The sequence below is a fragment of the Comamonas thiooxydans genome, assembly GCF_002157685.2.
In the GTDB taxonomy this organism is placed as follows: domain Bacteria; phylum Pseudomonadota; class Gammaproteobacteria; order Burkholderiales; family Burkholderiaceae_C; genus Comamonas; species Comamonas testosteroni_H.
Map to the genome: position 1 here is coordinate 4,071,973 of NZ_AP026738.1, position 20,810 is coordinate 4,092,782.

Annotated in this window: 13 protein-coding genes, 6 tRNA genes and 1 riboswitch; of the genes, 12 read left to right on the forward strand and 7 right to left on the reverse strand. The window is 61.1% G+C overall.

What is annotated here, in order from left to right:
- Nucleotides 1-33 precede the first annotated feature (33 nt).
- On the reverse strand, nucleotides 34-2,667 hold the full coding sequence (rnr, locus tag CTR2_RS18915) for a ribonuclease R (RefSeq protein ID WP_087084511.1): 2,634 nt from the start codon (nucleotides 2,665-2,667) through the stop codon (nucleotides 34-36).
- Nucleotides 2,668-2,701: 34 nt separating this feature from the next.
- Between rnr and CTR2_RS18920 the strand changes: the two genes are divergently transcribed.
- From CTR2_RS18920 to CTR2_RS18945, 6 genes are all read left to right on the forward strand, one after another.
- A tRNA-Leu gene (locus CTR2_RS18920) sits at nucleotides 2,702-2,786 on the forward strand.
- 144 nt (nucleotides 2,787-2,930) lie between these two features.
- Nucleotides 2,931-3,015: transfer RNA gene (locus tag CTR2_RS18925), tRNA-Leu, on the forward strand.
- Nucleotides 3,016-3,157: 142 nt separating this feature from the next.
- Nucleotides 3,158-3,242 (forward strand) — tRNA-Leu (locus CTR2_RS18930).
- 143 nt (nucleotides 3,243-3,385) lie between these two features.
- Nucleotides 3,386-3,470: transfer RNA gene (locus tag CTR2_RS18935), tRNA-Leu, on the forward strand.
- A 142-nt stretch (nucleotides 3,471-3,612) separates the two neighbouring features.
- Nucleotides 3,613-3,697: transfer RNA gene (locus CTR2_RS18940), tRNA-Leu, on the forward strand.
- 242 nt (nucleotides 3,698-3,939) lie between these two features.
- Nucleotides 3,940-4,024, forward strand: a tRNA-Leu gene (locus CTR2_RS18945).
- A 98-nt stretch (nucleotides 4,025-4,122) separates the two neighbouring features.
- Here CTR2_RS18945 and CTR2_RS18950 read toward each other — a convergent pair.
- From CTR2_RS18950 to CTR2_RS18960, 3 genes are all read right to left on the reverse strand, one after another.
- A complete protein-coding gene (locus CTR2_RS18950) occupies nucleotides 4,123-4,503 on the reverse strand; it encodes an integrase core domain-containing protein (RefSeq protein ID WP_254913416.1) in 381 nt (126 codons plus the stop codon).
- A 251-nt stretch (nucleotides 4,504-4,754) separates the two neighbouring features.
- Nucleotides 4,755-7,415: a DUF349 domain-containing protein gene (locus tag CTR2_RS18955; protein ID WP_087081898.1), complete on the reverse strand. Its 2,661-nt coding sequence runs from the start codon at nucleotides 7,413-7,415 to the stop codon at nucleotides 4,755-4,757.
- A gap of 215 nt (nucleotides 7,416-7,630) precedes the next feature.
- Nucleotides 7,631-11,503 (reverse strand): DUF748 domain-containing protein, encoded by a 3,873-nt coding sequence (locus CTR2_RS18960; RefSeq protein ID WP_087081897.1) that lies wholly within the window; start codon nucleotides 11,501-11,503, stop codon nucleotides 7,631-7,633.
- A gap of 202 nt (nucleotides 11,504-11,705) precedes the next feature.
- Here CTR2_RS18960 and CTR2_RS18965 point away from each other — a divergent pair, with 202 nt between their 5' ends.
- The 4 genes from CTR2_RS18965 (at nucleotide 11,706) to nrdR (ending at nucleotide 15,264) form a co-directional block, all read left to right on the forward strand.
- Nucleotides 11,706-12,056, forward strand: coding sequence for a hypothetical protein (locus CTR2_RS18965; RefSeq protein WP_140400995.1), 351 nt, complete (start codon nucleotides 11,706-11,708; stop codon nucleotides 12,054-12,056).
- 317 nt (nucleotides 12,057-12,373) lie between these two features.
- Nucleotides 12,374-13,207 carry a lytic transglycosylase domain-containing protein gene (locus CTR2_RS18970; RefSeq protein WP_034359288.1) on the forward strand — a complete coding sequence of 278 codons (834 nt, stop codon included), beginning with the start codon at nucleotides 12,374-12,376 and terminating at the stop codon, nucleotides 13,205-13,207.
- A 115-nt stretch (nucleotides 13,208-13,322) separates the two neighbouring features.
- Nucleotides 13,323-13,477, forward strand: a riboswitch (ZMP/ZTP riboswitch).
- Between the two features lie 35 nt (nucleotides 13,478-13,512).
- Nucleotides 13,513-14,760 (forward strand): serine hydroxymethyltransferase, encoded by a 1,248-nt coding sequence (gene glyA, locus CTR2_RS18975; RefSeq protein ID WP_003063740.1) that lies wholly within the window; start codon nucleotides 13,513-13,515, stop codon nucleotides 14,758-14,760.
- A 21-nt stretch (nucleotides 14,761-14,781) separates the two neighbouring features.
- Nucleotides 14,782-15,264, forward strand: a complete 483-nt coding sequence (gene nrdR, locus CTR2_RS18980) for a transcriptional regulator NrdR (protein ID WP_087081895.1) — start codon at nucleotides 14,782-14,784, stop codon at nucleotides 15,262-15,264.
- Nucleotides 15,265-15,395: 131 nt separating this feature from the next.
- Here nrdR and CTR2_RS18985 read toward each other — a convergent pair whose 3' ends face one another.
- On the reverse strand, nucleotides 15,396-17,222 hold the full coding sequence (locus CTR2_RS18985; RefSeq protein WP_087081893.1) for a bifunctional metallophosphatase/5'-nucleotidase: 1,827 nt from the start codon (nucleotides 17,220-17,222) through the stop codon (nucleotides 15,396-15,398).
- A gap of 50 nt (nucleotides 17,223-17,272) precedes the next feature.
- Complete coding sequence (gene aroC, locus CTR2_RS18990; protein ID WP_087081891.1) at nucleotides 17,273-18,370, reverse strand: chorismate synthase; 1,098 nt, start codon at nucleotides 18,368-18,370, stop codon at nucleotides 17,273-17,275.
- A gap of 67 nt (nucleotides 18,371-18,437) precedes the next feature.
- On the opposite strand from aroC, the gene CTR2_RS18995 reads away from it, so the two are divergent.
- A complete protein-coding gene (locus CTR2_RS18995) occupies nucleotides 18,438-18,689 on the forward strand; it encodes a hypothetical protein (protein ID WP_254913250.1) in 252 nt (83 codons plus the stop codon).
- Nucleotides 18,690-18,797: 108 nt separating this feature from the next.
- Here CTR2_RS18995 and CTR2_RS19000 read toward each other — a convergent pair whose 3' ends face one another.
- A complete protein-coding gene (locus tag CTR2_RS19000) occupies nucleotides 18,798-19,250 on the reverse strand; it encodes a CBS domain-containing protein (protein ID WP_003053381.1) in 453 nt (150 codons plus the stop codon).
- Nucleotides 19,251-19,503: 253 nt separating this feature from the next.
- Here CTR2_RS19000 and CTR2_RS19005 point away from each other — a divergent pair, with 253 nt between their 5' ends.
- Nucleotides 19,504-20,802 (forward strand): O-acetylhomoserine aminocarboxypropyltransferase, encoded by a 1,299-nt coding sequence (locus CTR2_RS19005; RefSeq protein WP_003076227.1) that lies wholly within the window; start codon nucleotides 19,504-19,506, stop codon nucleotides 20,800-20,802.
- The last annotated feature ends 8 nt before the right edge of the window (nucleotides 20,803-20,810 follow it).

Genomic DNA, 20,810 nt, shown 5'->3' on the forward strand with positions numbered 1-20,810 from the left:
GGCAAGGCCTTTCAGCTCTTGATAGGAGAGCAATCAGCGCTCGGTCTTGCGCTTGCTGGTTTTGCTTTCCGGTGCAGCCTTGGTGCCTGCCGCAGGCTTGGCAGCAGCCTTTACGGCTTTGGGAGCCGACTTCGCCACAGACTTCGCTGAGACCTTGGTTGCGGGCTTTGCGACCGATTTTGATTCAGGCTTGACTGCAGCCTGGGCAACAGAGATGGCCGGAGCATCAGGCGCAAGCAGGGCTGCAATCTTTTTCCTGCCTGCCGCCTTGCGAGGCTTGGCTTGCTGCACCGCAGTGACGGGCTCCATCACAGGTTCAGGCTTAGGCGTGGCGTGCTCTTGTGCGTACTCTGCCTCCAGTGCTGCCAGATTCACGCTTTTCAGCATGGCTTTCTTGGCGGCCTTTCGCCCCTGCTTGGCGCGATCGGGCTCAGGTGCAGAAGCAGCCCCCGCAGCCGCATTGCGCTGCGCACGATTAGCCTTGGCATCGCGACGACTCCACTTGTCGGCATAGCCTCCCGCACTGCGTTCGTCACGTGACTCGCGACGACCACGCCCCTCATCCTTTGCCTGACCGCGGCCGCTGCGGGGCGTCTGCACCAGGCCATCCTCGCCATCGCGAACCAGGCGGAAGTCGATGCGACGTCCGTCCAGATCCACTCGACTGACCTGCACCCGCACTCGTGCGCCGATGCCATAGCGAACACCCGAGCGCTCGCCACGCAACTCCTGCCGGGCTTCGTCGAAGCGGAAGTAGTCGCCGCCCAGCTCGGTGATATGCACCAGCCCTTCCACATACATGGCATCCAGCGTCACAAAGACTCCGAAGGTCGTGACCGAGGAAACCGTGCCCGCGAACTCCTCGCCCAGATGTTCGCGCATGTATTTGCATTTGAGCCAGGCCTCCACATCGCGGCTGGCCTCGTCGGCGCGGCGCTCGTTGGCACTGCAGTGCAGGCCAGCAGCCTCCCAGGCCTGGAATTCCTTGGCCGCCGAGCGCTTGCGCGGCTTTTGCCCCGGCTCGACCACACGCGAAGAGAGGCGCTTGGCCATCTTTGCTTCAGCTTCACCCGGCGTGGGCAGGCTGGGCAGCTTGTAGTGTGTGCCGTTCAGCTCAGCCTTGATCACGCGGTGCACCAGCAAGTCTGGATAACGACGAATCGGGCTGGTGAAGTGGGTATAGGCCTCAAAGGCCAGGCCAAAGTGCCCCGAACCTTCCGGCGTATAGAAGGCCTGCATCATGGAGCGCAGCAGCATGGTGTGAATCTGCTGCGAGTCCGGCCTGTCCTTGGTGGCATTGGCAATCTGCTGGAACTCCTTGGTCGAAGGGTTCTCGCTGATGCTCATGCTCACACCCATGGCCTTGAGGTAGTTGCGCAGAATTTCCTGCTTTTCCAGCGAAGGCTTGTCGTGCACACGGAACAGACCAAGTTGCCCGCTTTGGTCGATGAAATCTGCGCTGCAGACATTCGCCGCCAGCATGGCCTCTTCAATCAGCTTGTGCGCGTCGTTGCGGGTGCGTGGCACGATTTTTTCGATGCGACCGTTGTCGTCGCAGACGATCTGCGTCTCTGTCGTCTCAAAGTCCACGGCACCGCGCGCCTCGCGAGCCTTGAGCAGGGACTGGAAGACACCATACAGATTCAACAAATCCTGCACGCGCTCCTTGCGCTTGGCCGCTTCTGGTCCACGCGTATTGGCCAGGATTGCCGCCACCTCGGTATAGGTGAAGCGCGCATGGCTGTGCATTACTGCCGGGTAGAACTGATAGGCGTGAATCTCACCTTGCGCCGTGATCAGCATGTCGCAGACCATGCACAGCCGATCGACGTCAGGGTTCAAGGAGCACAGCCCGTTGCTGAGCTTTTCCGGCAGCATGGGAATCACTCGGCGCGGGAAGTACACGCTGGTGGCGCGGTCGTAAGCATCCACATCAATGGCACTGCCGGTGGTCACATAGTGACTCACGTCGGCAATCGCAACAAGCAGGCGCCAGCCCTTGCTGCGCCCCACCTTGGCGGGCTCGCAATACACGGCATCGTCAAAGTCGCGCGCATCTTCACCGTCAATGGTAACCAGAGGAATATCGGTCAGATCAATGCGGTGCCTGTAGTCTGCGGGTCGGACTTTTTCGGGCAGCGCCTTGGCCTGCTCGAGACAGGCGTCGGAGAAGATATGCGGCACGCCATACTTGCGCACCGCAATCTCGATTTCCATGCCTGGGTCATCCACCTCACCCAGCACTTCGATGATGCGACCCACAGGCTGACCGAACAGCGCCGGCGCCTCGGTCAATTCGACCACCACCACCTGCCCCGGCTTGGCCGCGCCTGTGGCGTTGGAAGGAATCAGAACATCCTGGCCGTAGCGCTTGTCTTCAGGGGCCACAAGCCACACACCGCTTTCTTGCAGAAAACGGCCAATGATGGGCTGGTCTGGACGTTCCACGATTTCCACCACACGGCCTTCGGGGCGACCGCGATGGTCATGACGGGCGATACGCACCTGGACCTTGTCCTTGTGCAGCACCGCTCGCATTTCATTGGGGGGAAGGTAGATGTCACGCTCACCGTCGTCACGGACGACAAAGCCGTGTCCGTCGCGGTGGCCCTGCACAGTGCCCAAAATTTCTTCGTTCATATCGGCAACTTTTGCGCGAGGGTTCATTTTCTTGATATACAATCTATGTCTTTCCTGAGATGCCCAGGTGGCGGAATTGGTAGACGCACTAGTTTCAGGTACTAGCGGGTAACTCCGTGGAGGTTCGAGTCCTCTCCTGGGCACCAAGTTTAACGACAACCTGCAAGGGTTGAAACAAACTTGGGAAACATTCCTCAAGGGAATGTTTGCAAGCCAGACGGCATCTTAGAAAATTTGAAGATTCGGATTGAATGCAGAAAAATGCATTACAATACGAAGCTTCCCTGAAAGCCCAGGTGGCGGAATTGGTAGACGCACTAGTTTCAGGTACTAGCGGGTAACTCCGTGGAGGTTCGAGTCCTCTCCTGGGCACCAAACACGACAAGCCGTTGCATGCAAATGCAGCGGCTTTTTCGTTTTTGCCGCACCTCAACTGCCGTGCAAAATTTCATGAAAAATCCACATAAACCGGCATGAGCAGTACTCAAGCCGCTATATAATTCGCTCACTCTGAAATGCCCAGGTGGCGGAATTGGTAGACGCACTAGTTTCAGGTACTAGCGGGTAACTCCGTGGAGGTTCGAGTCCTCTCCTGGGCACCAAACACGACAAGCCGTTGCATGCAAATGCAGCGGCTTTTTCATTTTTGCCGCCACCTCGGCAGTCGCGAGAAGTTTTCCGAAAAATCCGCGCAAACCGGCATGGGCAGCTCTCCAGCCGCTATATAATTGATCCACTCTGAAATGCCCAGGTGGCGGAATTGGTAGACGCACTAGTTTCAGGTACTAGCGGGTAACTCCGTGGAGGTTCGAGTCCTCTCCTGGGCACCAAACACGACAAGCCGTTGCATGCAAATGCAGCGGCTTTTTCGTTTTTACCGCCACCTCAGCAGTCGCGAGAAGTTTTCCGAAAATACGTGCAAACCGACATGAGCAGTACTTAAGCTGCTATATAATTCACTCACTCTGAAATGCCCAGGTGGCGGAATTGGTAGACGCACTAGTTTCAGGTACTAGCGGGTAACTCCGTGGAGGTTCGAGTCCTCTCCTGGGCACCAAACACGACAAGCCGTTGCATGCAAATGCAGCGGCTTTTTCGTTTCCGCACAACACCTTTGAGCCACCTACACCAGGAGCCAGACACTGGCGCAAGCTGGCTCCCTCGTCTGCCGCACTCTCAATCCTGAGAGTCAAGGAAAACAGCTCAAGCCCTAGAACACTCTGCCGACAACTTGCAAAAAAGTGCCTCAACTCACCTAGCAGCCACTTTGAACGCTATATAATTCGAGTCACTCTGAAAGCCCAGGTGGCGGAATTGGTAGACGCACTAGTTTCAGGTACTAGCGGGTAACTCCGTGGAGGTTCGAGTCCTCTCCTGGGCACCAAACACGACAAGCCGTTGCATGCAAATGCAGCGGCTTTTTCGTTGACGAAGCCCCCTTCCGTCAGTACGCAGTTGATCCGCCCTGCCATAGATTGACACCTATCCGGGACTAATCTCCAGCCCCAGCCGACTGACCGGAAACGCCCGATGTACTGCATCAGGCGTTTTGCATTTCAGGGACTGCTGCCACCGGCACTCTTTGTACAGCCAGACCGATTCGCCCACCATGGTACGTGCCTGCGAGAGATCTGCAGGTCGTTGCAGCAAGGATTCCATCCTGAGGATGCCAGTGACCCGCTCAGCCAGAGCGTTTTGGCAGCAGTCATAGCCATCGGTCATGGAACAGGTGATGCGCACGAATGCACTGGTATCGAGCCGAGCAGCACTGCCCCCCCCTCGATCAGAGGGGTGCAGGAGCGGCTGATCTGTTTGCCGCTGGCGCAACGCGATCTTCAACACCTGGCTGACCTGCTCGACCACCAAGCTCAGGCAGGTAGCCTTCTCGCCTTCTCCTTAATGGGCAGATACGTAATGTCTGCGACCCACAGCCGCTCACAGCCACTGGCCACGGTTTTAGCCGAGCAGTGCATCGCGCCCGATCTGGATTGACTTTCCTTTCTGCCCCACAGAAAGGTGCCAGCCCAATTCAGGACGGGTCATACATACGAAAAAAGGGAGCCCAAGGGCTCCCTTTTTTTTAGCAACCGCCTCCCATCGAGGCGATACGTCGCTTACTTGCGCAGCAATTGCTTGAGCGCGGTCTGCAGGCGACGGGCAGATGCCTCATCGCTGGCACTGCCCAGCACAGTGGCCACGTCCTGACCCCAGGTCTGCTGGGGCGAAGGATCGTTGCGGCGGGTCAGCATCTGCAGCTGCATCGCACGGCGTGCCGCCAGCTGATCGGCCGGAGTATGCACATCGGCAGCCATTTCCAGGCGCAGCAAGGCCTCTGCGGCATTGCCCTTGGGCGCAGCAGCCACAGCACCGGACCAGGAAGAGCGCACAGGCGCCGTCACCTTGCTACCCAGCTGCTGAGCCGATGGCAGCTGCGCAGCATCACGAGCCTGCCAGGCCCCGAGCAGCTGAGTCAGCGCTTCGCCGTGCGCCTGGGCCGCCAGCTTGCGCAGGGCCTCCTGGGCATGCTCCACGGCATCACGCTGGGCACGGAAGGCTGGATCGGCCAGGCGTGGTCCGCGCTCCTCGCGCGTGAACTCGCGACGGCCACGGCCGGCATCACGGCTGTCGCGACCATCACGGCCACCGCGCTCGCCACGGGCTGCATCGCGGCCACGGCCGCCATCCTTGCGATCACCAGGACGACCACCTGCAGCAGCAGCCGCTTCCTTCCTCATGCCAGGGCGGTCATCGCCACGCACGGCCACCACGGGGCGTGCCGGCTTGGCCACTGCAGCGGCTTCGCTCGCTTCCGCCTCAACAGCTTCAGACGCTTGCCCTGCCTGGCCCTGGGGCTGGTTTTCATCAGACTTGGCGGGCTGAGCCTTGATGGCTGCTTCGAGCTCGGCCAGCGCTGCGTGGATCTTTTGCGCATCGCCGCTGGCATTGGCCGCCTCGACCGCCTTGGACGCATCCAGCACCCGACGATCATGCTCGGACAACTCAACCGCCACCTGGCTGCGACCACCACGCTCCACGCTCTTGCGATTGAAGGCATCGTCCAGCGGCTTGCGGAATGCATCCCAGAGCTTTTGCTCGTGCTTGCGATCCAGTGGCACCACCTGGGCTTCGGCCTGCCAGCGCTGCTGCAGCGCCTTCACGGCGTCGATGCGCAGGCTGGGGGCTGCCCCCAGGGCCGTAGCTTCGTCGATCATGGCATGGCGACGCTCCAGGCTTGCCTTTTGTGCAGCCTGCAGGGGCGCTTCGGCTGCAGCCATGGCCTGCTTGAACAGGGGCTGCAGTTCGGCAAACAGCTTTTCGCCGATATGGCCGCTTTCACGCCAGCGCTCACCAAACTGGCGCAGAGCGCGCAGCATGTTCTTCCAGTCCTGGCTGGCCGCATTGGTTGCAGCCCAGGCCTTGATTTCCTCGATCAGCGCCAGACGCTGAGCCTTGGCCTGTGTGCTGTCCTGACGAATCTTGTCGTGCCAAGACTCGACTACCTTGTAGGCTGCGTTGCAGGCCTCGTCAAACTTCTTCCACAGCGCATGATTGGCCACGGCACCCTGGTCGGCCTGCTTCCACTGTTCGCGCAGGCTGCGCAGAGTTTCCTGAATCTTGCGGCCACCCAGTGCCTGACCTTCAGGACGGTTGAGCAAGGCTTCGGCCTTGGCCACCAGGTCTTCGCGCAGTTTCTCCGCCAGATGGCGCTGCCAACCCTCGGCTTCACCGGCGGCCAGCAGGGCCTCATGCACTTCACCCACCAGCGCTTCGTCCACAAAGCGGCCATGGGCCTTGATGGCTGCGCGCATGGCCTGGACGGCTTCGGAGCCGGCCTGGCTGTTGCCAGCCGCAGTTTCTGCCTTCAGCGCCTGCAGAGCCTGACCCAGGCCCGCCTTGGCTGCTTCCACCTGCTCGGGCGTGGGCTTGCCACGGCCGGCGGCGGCTGCGCGCGGTGCTACGGGCTTGGCCACTTCCACAGCAGCGGCTTCGGGAGGCAGACCACGAGCCACGCGGATTTCGTCGGCCCAGACGGGGACCGTGGGCAACGGCGCTGCCTCGTCGGCGGCAGCGGCCTCGGTCTGTGCCAGTGCAGACTGGAAAGCATCCCAAACCAGCGCCAGTTGTGCAGAGGCTGCTTCCAGCTGAGGCGGGAAACGGCCGTCCACGCTGCTCCAGCTGGCGTCGCCGGTCAGCTCCTTGGCCTGTTCCTGCCAGCGCGCGACATCGACTCCCAGGGCTTCCAGCACCGCCTTGGCATCCTTCCAGGACTTGGTGGACAGCACTTCGATGCGCTGCGCCAGCAGCAGCGCTACTTCGCGCTGCACCTGGGTGCGATGCTGCAGGTCTTCCACAGCCTTCACGCGCTCGCCCAATCGGGCCTTGAACTGCGACAGAGGCTCGCGCGACAGCGCGGCACCGGCCTTTGCGGCATCACGCTGCCAGGCAGTTGCAGCCGCGGCATCGAAGGGCTCTGCAGCCAGCAGTGCCTGAGCCTTCTCGGCCCATTCCACGGAAATTTTTTCCTGATTCGCGGTGCGACGGATTTCATCAAGGCGCTCGCGCACGGCACGGGCAGCACTCTTGTCGCCCTTGCTCAGTTCCTTGTGAACGTCCTGGAGTTGCTCGACCGTGGGCTGAGTCGCCAACCAGTCGCGAATGCGCGCGGCGCGATCACCCGACGTCTCGGCGGAGAAAGCACCACCCGTCAATGCATCCAGCGGATGTTGCTCAGTATTCTTGGCAGAGGCCGGGTTCACTTCAGATGCATCAGACATGGTGCTGCTAGGAGAAATAGATGTCATGTAAGGGTCAGAAAATGCTTGGCAGCCAGCGCAGTCAACGCTGCAACGGGCCAGTGCCAACCCACATGAGGGCAGACTTTCCAAGCGCAAGCCCAGGCACATGCGCACCTGGGCAAACCGGTATTTTCGCCTTTATTTAAAGGCAAGCCAAAAAATGCGAAATCGCAAGGTATTTCGCAGCACTTTCATCACTGCGCAGACAGGCTCAACTGGGCACGTGGCGTCCAGTCCTTGTCCTGCACATCCAGCTTGGGAGCGCCCAGGAACAGGCGCTCCAGCGGCAGTTGCTGCGTGGACAGATAGTCCCGCACAGCCACACCGCGCGCCAGCGCCAGCTCGCGCATGGCATCGTCAGGCACCTTGATGCTGGCCACCAGCAGCGCCGTCATCTGCTCTGCAGGCAGATCCTTGGCCATTCCGACCATGTTGCGGGGCTTTTTGATGTCGGCACGGCCGTAAACGGCCTTGAGCAGAGCCGGACGCTCGGCATCGCTGAACTCCATCACCTCGTCGCCACTCTTGCCTTCGCGAATCACGTTGCGGCGCTTTTGGGCCAGCAGCAGACGATCCAGCTCTTCAGTCTTCCAGGCCTCCTTGTCTTCGGCCTCACGCGACTCACCCACCACCGTCATCTTGAGTGCGGGGCGGTCGTTGAGTGCCTTGACGATCTTGGCCAGTTGCTCCCTGGCCTTGCCGTCGAGCTTGGCGCTGCCCGGCGCAAAGTTGACTGCGCCCGACTCGTCGCCACCCGAGAACGCTCCCGACAACAGCGCAAACGGCGCGGTCACGGCCTTCATGATGATGTTGCCGATCACCTTGAAGATGATGGGCGCCAGACGGAACTGCGGGTCGTTGAGCGAGCCACTCAGAGGCACATCGAGATCGATCACGCCGTTGCGGTCGGACAGCAGGGCCACCGCCAGCTTGACGGGCAGCGATGCGGGCGCGCCCTCCACCTTGTCGCCAAAGGTCAATTGGCGCAGCACCAGCTTGTTCGATGCCGTGAGCTGCCCATCAGGCTGCACCTTGTAGTTCACATCCATATAGAGCTTGCCGCGCTCTATGCCATAGCCCGCATACTTGATGGAATATGGCGACAGCGGCGACAGCTCCAGGTCATTCATCTGGGCGCGTACATCCAGTGCCAGAGGCTTGGCCAGCGGGTTGACCTTGCCGCTGATATCGAGCTTCGCCGTACCCTGGGCCTTGCCCTTGATTTCTAGATCGGCCATTTGCGGCTCGACCTGGCCTGCAGGAGCCTGCGAAGAAAAGGCACTCAGACGGCCGGTCAGCTCACTCAGATCGGCCGAGTAGTTGGGCTGAATGAAGTAGTCGGAAAACTGCACCTTGCCGCCCGTCAGCACAATGGGCCCTACCTTGATGATGGGCGCGGGGCCGGCATCTTCGGGCTTTACGGGCTCGGCCACGGGCCTGCTGAGCTCGGGCTTCTCGCCTGCAGCCGCCTGGGCATTCGCCTCTTCGTTCTGCGCGACGGACTGTTCGGACTTTTCGGTCTTCACAATGTCCTGCAAATTGATGCGGCCGTTGCGCTGCACGATGACGCGCGCAAAAAAGTCGCTCAGCGCGGTTTCGCGCACGCTCACCCGCAGCGGCTGGGCCGGCTGCATATTCAGGTCCAGGCCGCGCACCACCAGTGTTTTCCAGGCCAGCAAATCATCGCCCAGGCCCAGACCTGTGCGCGCAGCCAGTGCCTTGGCACGGTCTGCCGTGGAGTCATTGAGCACCGCCGTCAGCGCGCCCTTGGCGGTACTGGGCTTGCCCACCTCCTCCTGCACAGGAGCCGCAAGCGTGGAACGTACACGCAGGTCGTTGAGCTCCACATCGCCCGACACAGACAACTGCGGCCCCTTGGCATGTGCCAGATAGTTAAGCTTGCCCCGGAAGTTGCCGTCGGCACGCACCAGATCCACATTGAGCTTGTGACCAAAATACGGCTCCAGCGCATGCAAGGGCACGGCACGGGCCTGCAACTGCCCCTGAGCCGAAACCGGGGTCAGACCCAACTGCCCCTTGAACTGAATATGACCAGCCTGCACACGGCGACTGGCAGCGAGCTGAGCCGAGACCTCCAGCGGAGTCGGCGCCGCCTTGGCCGCCAGAGGCTCGAAAGCACCCAGGCGCACGCGCAATGCGCTCACATCCAGTTGCACGGGCCGTGCACTCCCGCCTTGCACAGGTGCTGCATCGCGAAACTGCAGCGCACCGCCATCCACGGCAATCGCTGCCAGTTTGACCGACCAGGGCTTGCCCGGCTCCGCCTTGCTGCCCTGCGTTGCCGGCTTGGCTGCAGGCGCTGCCACGGGCAACCAACGCTCGTACATCCAGTGCCCTTGTGCGTCACGCAGGGCCGCGAGCTGCGGTTTCTGCACGGCAATGGCCTCCACCTGCACCTGCCGGGCAGCAAGATCGACCTGAACGCCGCTGACCTTGATCTGTTCGACACTGACAGGGGCCTGCTTGTCCTGCAGCTGCAGCTTGTCGGCGGTCAGCTCGGCCACCTCTGCCACAACTGCGCCCTCACCCCAGGAAATCCGGGCATCGGTATTGAGCATGGCGCTGAGCTGCGGCTTGAAATGCGCTTCCATATAGGGCTGCACCCATTGCAGCGGCATCTGCTCGAGCTTGAGATTGAGCTTGCCCACCTTGTCCGTGGCTTCTCCATCCACAGCCAGCCTAGCGGCCCCTTCCGCCCGGGCCTGCTCAGTCGTTTGCAGGCCTGCAGTAGCCGTCAGTTGCAAAGGCTCCTTCATGGGCCAAGCCAGATTCTTGACCTGCAGCATCAAAGGAGCCAAGGTCAGCGCCGCAGGCGCCGCGCCTGTAGCAGCATCCCTCCAATGCACTGTAGCGCTATCGATATCGAACTGCTTCACGCTCACTGCGAGGGACTGGGCGGGCGCCTCGGCCTTGGTGCCGGAGGAATCAGACTCAGGCTCTGCATTTACGGCGGGCGCTGCTGCAGCGGTGGACGGCGCATTCAACCCCAACCAGTTGATCACGCCCTGCGCATTGCGGCTGGCATAAACCTCGGGCTTGACCCAGCGTACCGATTCGAGCGCAATCTGGTTCTGCAGAGGCTGAACATTCTTGAGCTGTACCTCCAGTGCCTCAAAGTTCAGCAACGGTGCGCTCTGGCGGTCCTGCACCGCGACATTGCTCAAGGCCAGCTTGCCGTTGATGCTGACCACAGGCTGGTCTTTTTGCTCGAAGCTGATCTGCAAATCCGTGTCCAGCACGCCAGACAGAGGCTGCACGGGAACGCTGGCAGGCACATAGCCCAGATAAGGGGCCAGATCGATGTGCTCCCATTTGAGTTGCATCGCCGTCTGGCGGGTGTCGGTGAACGGCGTGCTCTCGCCCGACGTGTCGAACTTGCTGCCGTTGAGATCGAAAGCCAGATGTGGCAGCACCTTGATCTCGCGCTTGGAGGCCAGATTGCTGATGAAAGGAATGCTCAGCTGCAAGTCCTTGAGCTCGTGCTTGCGCTGCACAAACTCGTCATTGAGCTCGATACGGCCGTCGCGCAATGCAATGTTGTAGAGCGCAAAGCTCAAGGGCTTGGACGGCTCTTCGTCATCGGGCTCGGAGAGCCTGGCAATCACATCGTCGATATCGAGCTTGCCCAGCGAATGCTGGGTCAGTCGCACCACCGGCGCATCGACCTCGATCGCATCCAGCACAGGAGCAAGCCTGAACAAGGACTGCGCGCTGGCATTGATGAAGATGCGCTTGATCTGCAGCTGTGGCTCGGCGGCAGACTCCAGATCTTTCTGAGCCCCAGAGCCTTCTGCATCAGCAGTTTCAGCTACTTTTTTTATAGCTTTATCGATCACCAGTTCGTGCAAGGTGATGGACATGGCCCAGGGCGCAAACTCGATCTTTCCCACATGCACGCCGCGCCCCAGCTTCTCGGCGGCCCGTTTTTCCAGCTGGCTTTTGGCCACCCAGGGCACTACCGCCCACAGCAACAGCCATAACAGCAAAAGAGCAAGAACAGACCAGATCAGCCGACGAAGCCAGCGATTCGATGTGAGCAAGGACATGGGCAATTGTTATTGATGCAGAGATTGAAAGCCTTCCAAGACTCTCAGGGGCGGGACCCGCCGCGCGCCCGGAACACCACTGTACCTTGAGCGCACTCTGGTGTATCTAGATTGCGCTCTATATATAGATAGAGGCAAGAGGCGTTTCCAGGGAGAAGTTTGCGCTATAGGAATGCCGACCAGAGGCAGATGAACGTGAAAAATGCAAACAATGCGCTTCAGAAAAACGGCAACGCCGGAAATGACAAAGCCCGGAAGTGGCGAAACCGACTTCCGGGCTTTACGGCCGGTACCAGACCGGGCCGTTTTTCGCGGTTCAAGGAGGGTGTGGTCCTTGCCGCTGGAAGCAACGATTGCTCCCTTTTGTGCCTCAAGCGAAGATAAAGAGCAAGTGCCAACAGCCCATGGAATCAAAGGCCTCGGCGGAATTTGCTTTTCCTTTCCTTTGGCAAGCACCTGCAACGTGCAGGCAGATTCACTATATCTGTGCTTGTGTAGGGCTACCAGGCTTTTTGCACTTTATTTCGCCTTGATGACAAATAAAACGATGTGAGCGTATACACCTCTTGAATCCGTGATTTTTTGCTGTAATTTCTTGAGCAAGCTGTATATTCATACAGCTTTTATATAATTTTAAAATCTAAAAAGTATTTTTGTTAGTGTTGACTGAATATTTAGGGCGCTTCTAGAATCCGCCAGCGCTCGAAATGAGCGTTTTTTGTTTCCGCTGCCTCACGACTGAGCAGACCGATCGGCGCCCCAAGGGGCGCTTTTAATCGGCCCGCAGCAAACCTCATCGGCCAGTTGTCCTGGTTGCACCGCGAGATTGATCCGGTGCGACCTCGGGCGATAGCCAAGAAAGGACAAGCTATGCCAGCGTCAGGAAAATTAATCGCCTCTGCGCGAACGTTGGGCCATAAGACGGCCCACGGTTTTCTTGCTCTTACTCACAACGGTTTCGCCCTGCTGGGCTTGGCCGTGGCCATTTCGGCCCTGATTCTGATCTCTCGTCCGGACCTGCGTCTGGCCGGTGCAACCGAGCTGCGCGAGTGGCTCGACACACGCCTGCCCGCCAGCACCGTTGTGGCTGCCGCCGAAGTGGAGGAAGCCCCTGCTTCCGCCAACATCGTCGTCGCCAGCGACCGCGCCACGGCCGTCAACCCCAAGAACCTGCCCAAGGAGCAGGCGGCTGTGGCCTACTGGCTCAGCAAAAAATACCGGGTGGCGCCCGAACCGATTGCCGCCCTGGTCAGCGAAGCCTATGTCCAGGGCAAAGCCAACAAGCTGGATCCGACGCTGATTCTGGCCATCATGGCCATTGAATCGAGCTTCAACCCGTTTGCCCAGAGTTCGGTCGGTGCCCAGGGCCTGATGCAGGTGATGACTTCCGTGCACACCGACAAGTACGAAAGCTTTGGCGGCCAGCACGCTGCCTTCGACCCGGTGACCAATCTCAAGGTCGGCGTCAAGGTGCTCAAGGAATGCATTGCCCGCGCCGGCTCCATCGAGGGTGGCCTGCGTTACTACGTGGGTGCAGCCAATCTTCCTTCGGACGGCGGCTATGCTGCCAAGGTCCTTGCCGAACACCAGCGTCTGCGCCAAGGCGTGGGCCTGCAGGCCAGCCCGCTGATGACGGCCAAGTCCGACGAAGCCACCAAGGTCTCTCACGCTCAGCAAGTGGCACTGGCCAACTCCAACCTCTAAGCGGCAGACCCCTGCATTTCTCAAGCTGGCTCCGGCCAGCTTTTTTTATGCCCCGGCTAGGTCCTGCGGGAAAAACGGACATAGGTTTTTCAGCCATGCCAGCTCAGCTACACTAGCGGGTGTACGCAACTGGCGATAGGCGCAGAATTTTCTGCCGCTGACGTGGAATCCGGCAGACTGCAAGGTCTGTGAACCACCGGGGAGCGTACCGCCCAGGGCCGCAGCGACTGCAGCCTGCAAGCGTTTCAGCCGTTCGCCTGGGCAGCCCTTGGCCTCAAGGGAATTTCTAAGTTCACAGGACTGCCATGTTTCAACGCACCGATACCGTCGCGAAAGTCGACCCCGAACTGTTTGCAGCTATTGAAGCTGAAAACCATCGCCAGCAAGAGCACATCGAGCTGATCGCCAGCGAGAACTACTGCTCGCCCGCCGTAATGGAAGCCCAGGGCTCCCAGTTGACCAACAAGTACGCCGAAGGCTACCCCGGCAAGCGCTACTACGGTGGCTGCGAGCATGTGGACGTGGTCGAACAGCTGGCCATTGACCGCATCAAGCAGATCTTTGGCGCCGAAGCCGCCAATGTGCAACCCAATTCCGGCTCTCAGGCCAACCAGGCTGTGCTGATGGCTTTCGCCAAGCCCGGCGACACCATTCTGGGCATGAGCCTGGCCGAAGGCGGTCACCTGACCCACGGCATGGCGCTGAACATGTCCGGCAAATGGTTCAAGGCCGTTTCCTACGGTCTGAACGCCGACGAAGCCATCGACTACGACAAGCTCGAAGAGCTGGCCCGCGAGCACAAGCCCCGCATCATCGTGGCTGGCGCTTCCGCCTATGCCCTGCGCATCGACTTCGAGCGCTTCGCAAGAATAGCCAAGGAAGTCGGCGCCATCTTCTGGGTGGACATGGCCCACTATGCCGGCCTGATTGCCGCTGGCGTGTACCCCAACCCCGTGCCCCACGCCGACGTGGTCACAACCACCACTCACAAGAGCCTGCGTGGCCCCCGTGGTGGCGTGATCCTGATGAAGGCCGAGCACGAGAAGGCCATCAACAGCGCCATCTTCCCCGGCCTGCAAGGCGGTCCCCTGATGCATGTCATCGCCGGCAAGGCCGTGGCGTTCAAGGAAGCCCTAACTCCCGAGTTCAAGGCCTACCAGGAACAGGTCGTGAACAACGCCAAGGTGTTTGCCGAAACGCTGACCGAGCGCGGTCTGCGCATCGTCTCCGGCCGCACCGAAAGCCACGTGATGCTGGTGGACCTGCGCGCCAAGGGCATTACCGGCAAGGCTGCCGAAGCGGCCCTGGGTCTGGCTCACATCACCGTGAACAAGAACGCCATCCCCAACGACCCCGAGAAGCCCTTCGTGACCAGCGGCATCCGTATCGGCACGCCCGCCATGACCACCCGTGGTTTCGGCGAGGAAGAAGCCCGCATCACCGCAAATCTGGTGGCCGATGTGCTGGACAAGCCCGAAGACGAAGCCAATCTGGCCGCCGTGCGCGCCAAGGTGGCCGCGCTGACCGCCAAGTTCCCTGTCTACAGCAAGTAATTCCTGCTGCGCTGATCTGTCATGAAGTGCCCCTTCTGCAACCACCCGGACACGCAAGTTGTTGAGACCCGCGAGTCCGAGGACGGGGGCTTCATTCGCCGCCGCCGCCGCTGTGGCGGCTGCGACAAGCGCTTCACGACCTACGAGCGCCCCGAGGTCAGCTTTCCGACCGTGGTCAAGAGAGACGGCCGCCGTATCGAATACGAGCGCGCCAAGCTGCAAGGCTCTTTTCAGATCGCGCTACGCAAGCGCCCCGTGAGCACCGAACTCATCGATGCGGCCATAGAGCGCATCGAGGACAGGCTGCTCAATCTGGGCCAGCGTGAAATCGATTCCAGCCGCCTTGGCGAGCTGGTGATGGATGAACTCAAGGGCCTGGACAAGGTCGGCTATATCCGGTTTGCCAGCGTATACCGCAGCTTCGAGGATGTGGACGACTTCAAGAACATCATGGATGAGGTTCGCAGTCCCAAGGCCAAGGCCGCCAGAAAGCCACAGGCCTGACCGCCGCCATGACAAAAGCCACCCTCGGGTGGCTTTTGTTTTGCGCGCTTGACGGCAGGCGTTTACTATCAACTTATGAGCATCTAGCGCAATAATTCAAGGGATATCAGATAGATTTTTATCTGATATCGTTAATGAACACGCATGATGCGCTCCTTCAAAGGTAGCACCATCGGGCCGCTGCGGCTTTGCTCGCGCAGATATTCCGCCAGTGCATCCAGATCCAGCATGCCGCCCACCACATCGATGCCTTGCGCGAAGATGCTGAAGTTGTCGCCGCCGCTGCCCAGATAGCTTTGCAGTCCCACGCGGTAGCGCCGCGACATCTCGAGCCGCCGGCCGTTCAGGCGCAGCTCGCTCACGCGCCGGCCTGCGGGCTGGCTGCGGTCGAAGCGGTAGCTGAAGCCCTCAGACACCTGCAGAATGCGCGGCGCGCTCACGGTGTTGCTGCCGCTGTCGAACTGCTGCTCCAGTGCCTGGCGAATCTGTTCGCCCGTCAGACTCATCACCATCAGCGTATTGCCGAACGGCTGAACGCTGAACAACTGTCCATAGGTCACGCTGCCGTCGGCCACGGGCAGCAGGTCGGCGCGGACGCCGCCGGGGTTCACAAAGGCCAGCTGCGCCCCGCCTGCGGCGGCATCGCGCGTGGCAGCGAGTATGGCGTCGGCCACGATGCGTCCCATCACGCTTTCGCCATTGGCTTGCGGCATGCGACTGACAGGTCCGGCCAGCCGCCCTGCGCCAGCCTCGGCCAGCGGTCGGGCCGCTGCCTTGTAGCGCGCCACCAGCGCCGCCACTTCGGCATCGGCGTCAAAGACCGGAAAATCGGGCTGCAAGCCCACTTGGCCACCAGCACTGCGATAGCCCTCGCCCTGCACGATGGCCTGATGCGCCGATTTGCGACTGACGCGGCCGGTGCGCGCATCCACCGTCAGTCTGACTTCGGTCAGCAGCGTGCCGTACTGGCCGGCGCTGGTCAGCAGAAACGGCTTACGGGCATTCACCCTGGCGTAATCGCAGATATAGGAGCGATGGGTGTGACCGGAAATCACCACATCGACCTCGCTGGAGAGCTGCCCCAGAATCGGCACGATCGCGCCGGAGAGGCCTTTGCAGCTATCGTCCTGCAGGCCCGACGTGGTGGCCCCGCCCTCATGGATCAGCAGCACGATCACATCGGCGCCCTGAGCACGCAGCTGTGGAATCAGCGCATTCGCCGTCTGTGCCTCGTCGGCGAATGCCAGCCCCCTGACCCCGCTGGGTCGCACCATATGCGGGGTATTCCTGAGCGTCATGCCGATGAAACCCACGCCTATGCGCAGACCGTCTTGCTCGAAGAACTTCACCCCGGTCGCCGGAAACAGCGGCCGGCCGTCTTCACGCAGCGTATTGGCCGCGAGAAACGGGAACTGCGCGCCTCTGAAGGGCTGGCTGATCTGGCATGGCTGCTTGCTGGTGAACTTCTCGCAGCCACCGTTCTGCATGCGCTGCAGCTCGGCCACGCCCTGGTCGTATTCGTGATTGCCGGTGGCCGCGAAGTCCACCCGCATGAGGTTGAGCACCTCTATCGTCGGTTCATCGAGAAACAGCGCGGAGACCATGGGCGAGGCCCCGATCATGTCCCCTGCCGTGACCAGTGCCACATGGCGGCTGGCCTGGCGGCGCTGGGCGATGGCCCGGGCCATGTAGGCCACGCCGCCGGCGGGCACGGCGACGTTCCGGCCCTGCGCGTTCTGTGCCGTCACCGCCAGCCCGGGCGGCTCCAGATGGCCGTGCAGGTCATTGAAGCCCAGCACGGTGATCTCCATGCTGGCCGGCCTTGTCGCACCACCGCTGCATGCGCTCAAGCCCAGCGCAGCGCAAAGGGGGACGGCGACCTTGCGAAAAGCACAACGCCAGCCTGGCGACGGAGCGCGAGGCTGGCGTTGATCCGGTTTTTTGTCAGTTGCAACCATCGGACTCTCCTGAGTCAGAGCTTGTAACGCACAAAAAGGTCTGGGTGATGTCAGCTGGCCGAGGCCGGAATCGGAGTCAGGCCCGAATCCACATCGGCATTCTGCGCGCGGTGGCGCAGCGCATGGTCCATCACCACCAGCGCCAGCAGCGCCTCGGCGATCGGCGCGGCGCGGATGCCCACGCAGGGGTCGTGGCGCCCCTTGGTGATGACTTCGGTGCTCTGGCCGTGCACGTCTATGGACTCACGCGGCGTGATGATGGAGCTGGTGGGCTTGATGCCGATGCGCACTTCCAGATCCTGGCCGGTGCTGATGCCGCCCACGATGCCGCCCGCATTATTGCTGCGGAAACCCTCGGGACTCAGCGAATCGCCATGCGTGGTGCCGCGCTGGGCCACGCTGTCAAAGCCTGCGCCGATCTCCACGGCCTTGACGGCGTTCAGACCCATCATGGCGTAGGCGATGTCGGCGTCCAGGCGGTCATACAGGGGCTGGCCCAGGCCGACCGGCATATTGCTGGCGTTCACACGCAGCGCCGCGCCGCAGGAATCGCCACTCTTGCGCAGCTGCTCCATGTATTCCTCGAAGCGGCTCACATCGGCCACGGGCGCGAAAAAGGGGTTGTGCGGCACATGCTCCCAGCTCTCGAAACCGATGGGCAGCTCGCCGATCTGGGTCATGCAGGCGCGGAACTCGGTGCCGAACTTTTCCTTGAGCCATTTCTTGGCCACGGCACCCGCAGCCACGGTAGGCGCCGTCAGGCGTGCCGAGGAGCGCCCGCCGCCGCGCGGATCACGGATGCCGTACTTCTGGAAGTAGGCATAGTCGGCATGACCGGGACGAAAGCTCTGCGCGATATTGGAGTAATCCTTGCTGCGCTGATCGGTGTTGCGGATCAGCAGGGCGATCGGCGTGCCCGTGGTTTTACCCTCGTAGACGCCCGAGAGGATCTCGACCGCGTCGGGCTCGTTGCGCTGGGTGACGAACTTGCTGGTGCCGGGACGGCGACGGTCCAGATCATGCTGGATGTCCGCCTCGCTCAAGGCCATGCCCGGAGGGCAGCCGTCAATCACACAGCCAATGGCCGGACCGTGGGACTCACCGAAATTGGTGACCGTGAAAATTGTGCCGAAGGTATTGCCGCTCATAGGCTACCGATTATCGTTGAAGTGATGATTGACGGCTGCACACTGTCCTGCCTAAAGTCTTTTCACCATGCTCAAACTTGCGTTTATTCTGGCCTCGGCCCTGATGTCCGTGGTGATCGGCGGCGCCGGTGGTCTGCTGTTCTTCGAATTTGCACCGTCGCGCTGCGCGGGCCAGTATGCCTGCGGCTACGGCAAGGCCGTGATCGGCATGATGGTGGGCCTGGGTGTCGCCTTGCTGTGCTTTGTGGGGCTGCTGCTCAAGGGTCTGCGCAAGGTAAAGCCGCCAACGCCTGTATCAGCGCCCGCACAGCCCGGCTGACCGACAGCCTTAAGGCAACGCTGCACCGCCTGCAGCAAACATCAGGCAGGACATGAAAAACCCCGCCTCGGCGGGGTCTGCAGCAAAAGCCGGGCTTGAAAAGCTGGCTTATTCGGCGCCCTGGCGCTCGCCTTCGGGCCAGTCGCGGATATAGGCCTTGAGCATGCGGTTCTCGAAGTTCTGGCTGTCCACCACGGCCTTGGCCACGTCATACAGCGAGATCACGCCCATCAGCATGCGCTTGTCCATCACGGGCATATAGCGCGCATGGCGGTCCAGCATCATGCGACGCACCTCGTCCATATCGGTTTCCATGGTGCAGGTCATGGGCGCATCGTCCATGGCGCCGCGCACGGAGATGTTCTCCACGCCGCCGGTCTTCACAAAACCCTGGATCACTTCACGGAAAGTGAGCATGCCCACCACATCGCCGTGATCCATCACGACCAGCGAGCCGATGTCCTTCTCCGACATCACCTGCACCGCCGCGGCCAGGCTTTCGTCGGGCGACACCGTGTACAGGGTATTGCCTTTGACGCGCAGGATGTCACTAACTTTCATTGCTGTTCTCCGAATCTGTTTGGCACGCTGTGGCAGCTTTTGTCCTGCATGTGTCAGCACATGCGGCATCGCTTTGCACAGAATGCAGGTACGTGCACAAATATAGCCCACAATGGCTTGCATTGAGAAAAACTAAAGCAATGACGAAACATATGAATTTCTACATATTCATTCGTCTATCCGACCAAATCGATATTTGATTGCGTGCTCGATCACACATTACGTCGATCAAAACCAGCCATGGAGACAAAACATGCCCGGCTACTCTGACCCCGGCTTTGACACCCTGAGCCTGCATGCAGGCGCCCAGCCCGACCCCGCCACCGGCGCACGTGCCGTACCCATCCATCTGACCACGTCCTTTGTCTTCGAATCCAGCGACCACGCGGCAAGCCTGTTCAATCTGGAGCGCCCCGGTCATGTCTACAGCCGCATCTCCAATCCCACCAACGCAGTGCTCGAGCAGCGCGTCTCGGCCCTGGAAGGCGGCGTGGGCGCGATTGCCGTGGCCAGCGGCCAGGCGGCGCTGCACCTGTCGATTGCCACGCTGATGGGCGCGGGCAGCCATATCGTGGCCAGCACGGCGCTGTACGGCGGCTCGCAGAATCTGCTGCACTACACGCTGGCGCGCTTCGGCATAGAGACTACCTTCGTCAAGCCCGGCGACATCGATGGCTGGAAGGCTGCGGTGCGCCCCAACACCAAGCTGTTCTTTGGCGAGACCGTGGGCAACCCCGGCCTGGATGTGCTGGACATCCCCACGGTCAGCCAGATCGCCCACGAAGCCGGCGTGCCGCTGCTGGTGGACTCGACCCTGACCTCGCCCTGGCTGATCAAGCCTTTCGAGCATGGCGCGGACATCGTCTACCACTCGGCCACCAAGTTCCTGTCCGGTCACGGCACGGTGATCGGCGGCATCGTCGTCGATGGCGGCAGCTTCGACTGGGAAAAATCGGGGCGCTTTCCCGAGCTGACCCAGCCCTATGACGGCTTTCACAACATGGTATTCAGCGAGGAGTCCACCACCGGTGCCTTCTTGCTGCGCGCGCGCCGCGAAGGCCTGCGTGACTTCGGCGCCTGCATGAGTCCGCACAGTGCCTGGCTGATCCTGCAAGGCATTGAAACCCTGCCGCTGCGTATGGAGCGCCATATGCGCAACACCGAGAAAGTGGTGCAGTTCCTCGCCAGCCACCCGCTGGTCAGTCGCGTGGGCCACCCCATGCTGGAGACCCACCCCTCGCACGCTCTGGCCAGGAAGCTGCTGCCGCGCGGCGCAGGCTCTGTGTTCAGCTTTGACATTGCCGGCAACCGCAACCAGGGCAAGAAGTTCATCGAGACACTGAAGGTCTTCAGCCATCTGGCCAATGTGGGCGACTGCCGCTCTCTCGTGATCCACCCCGCCAGCACCACGCATTTCCGCATGAGCGACGAGGCGCTGGCCCAGGCCGGCATCGGCCAGGGCACGATACGACTGTCCATCGGCCTGGAAGATGCCGACGACCTGATCGACGACCTCAAGCGCGCACTGAAGGCGGCCGAGAAAGCCGCCTGAAAGACCTG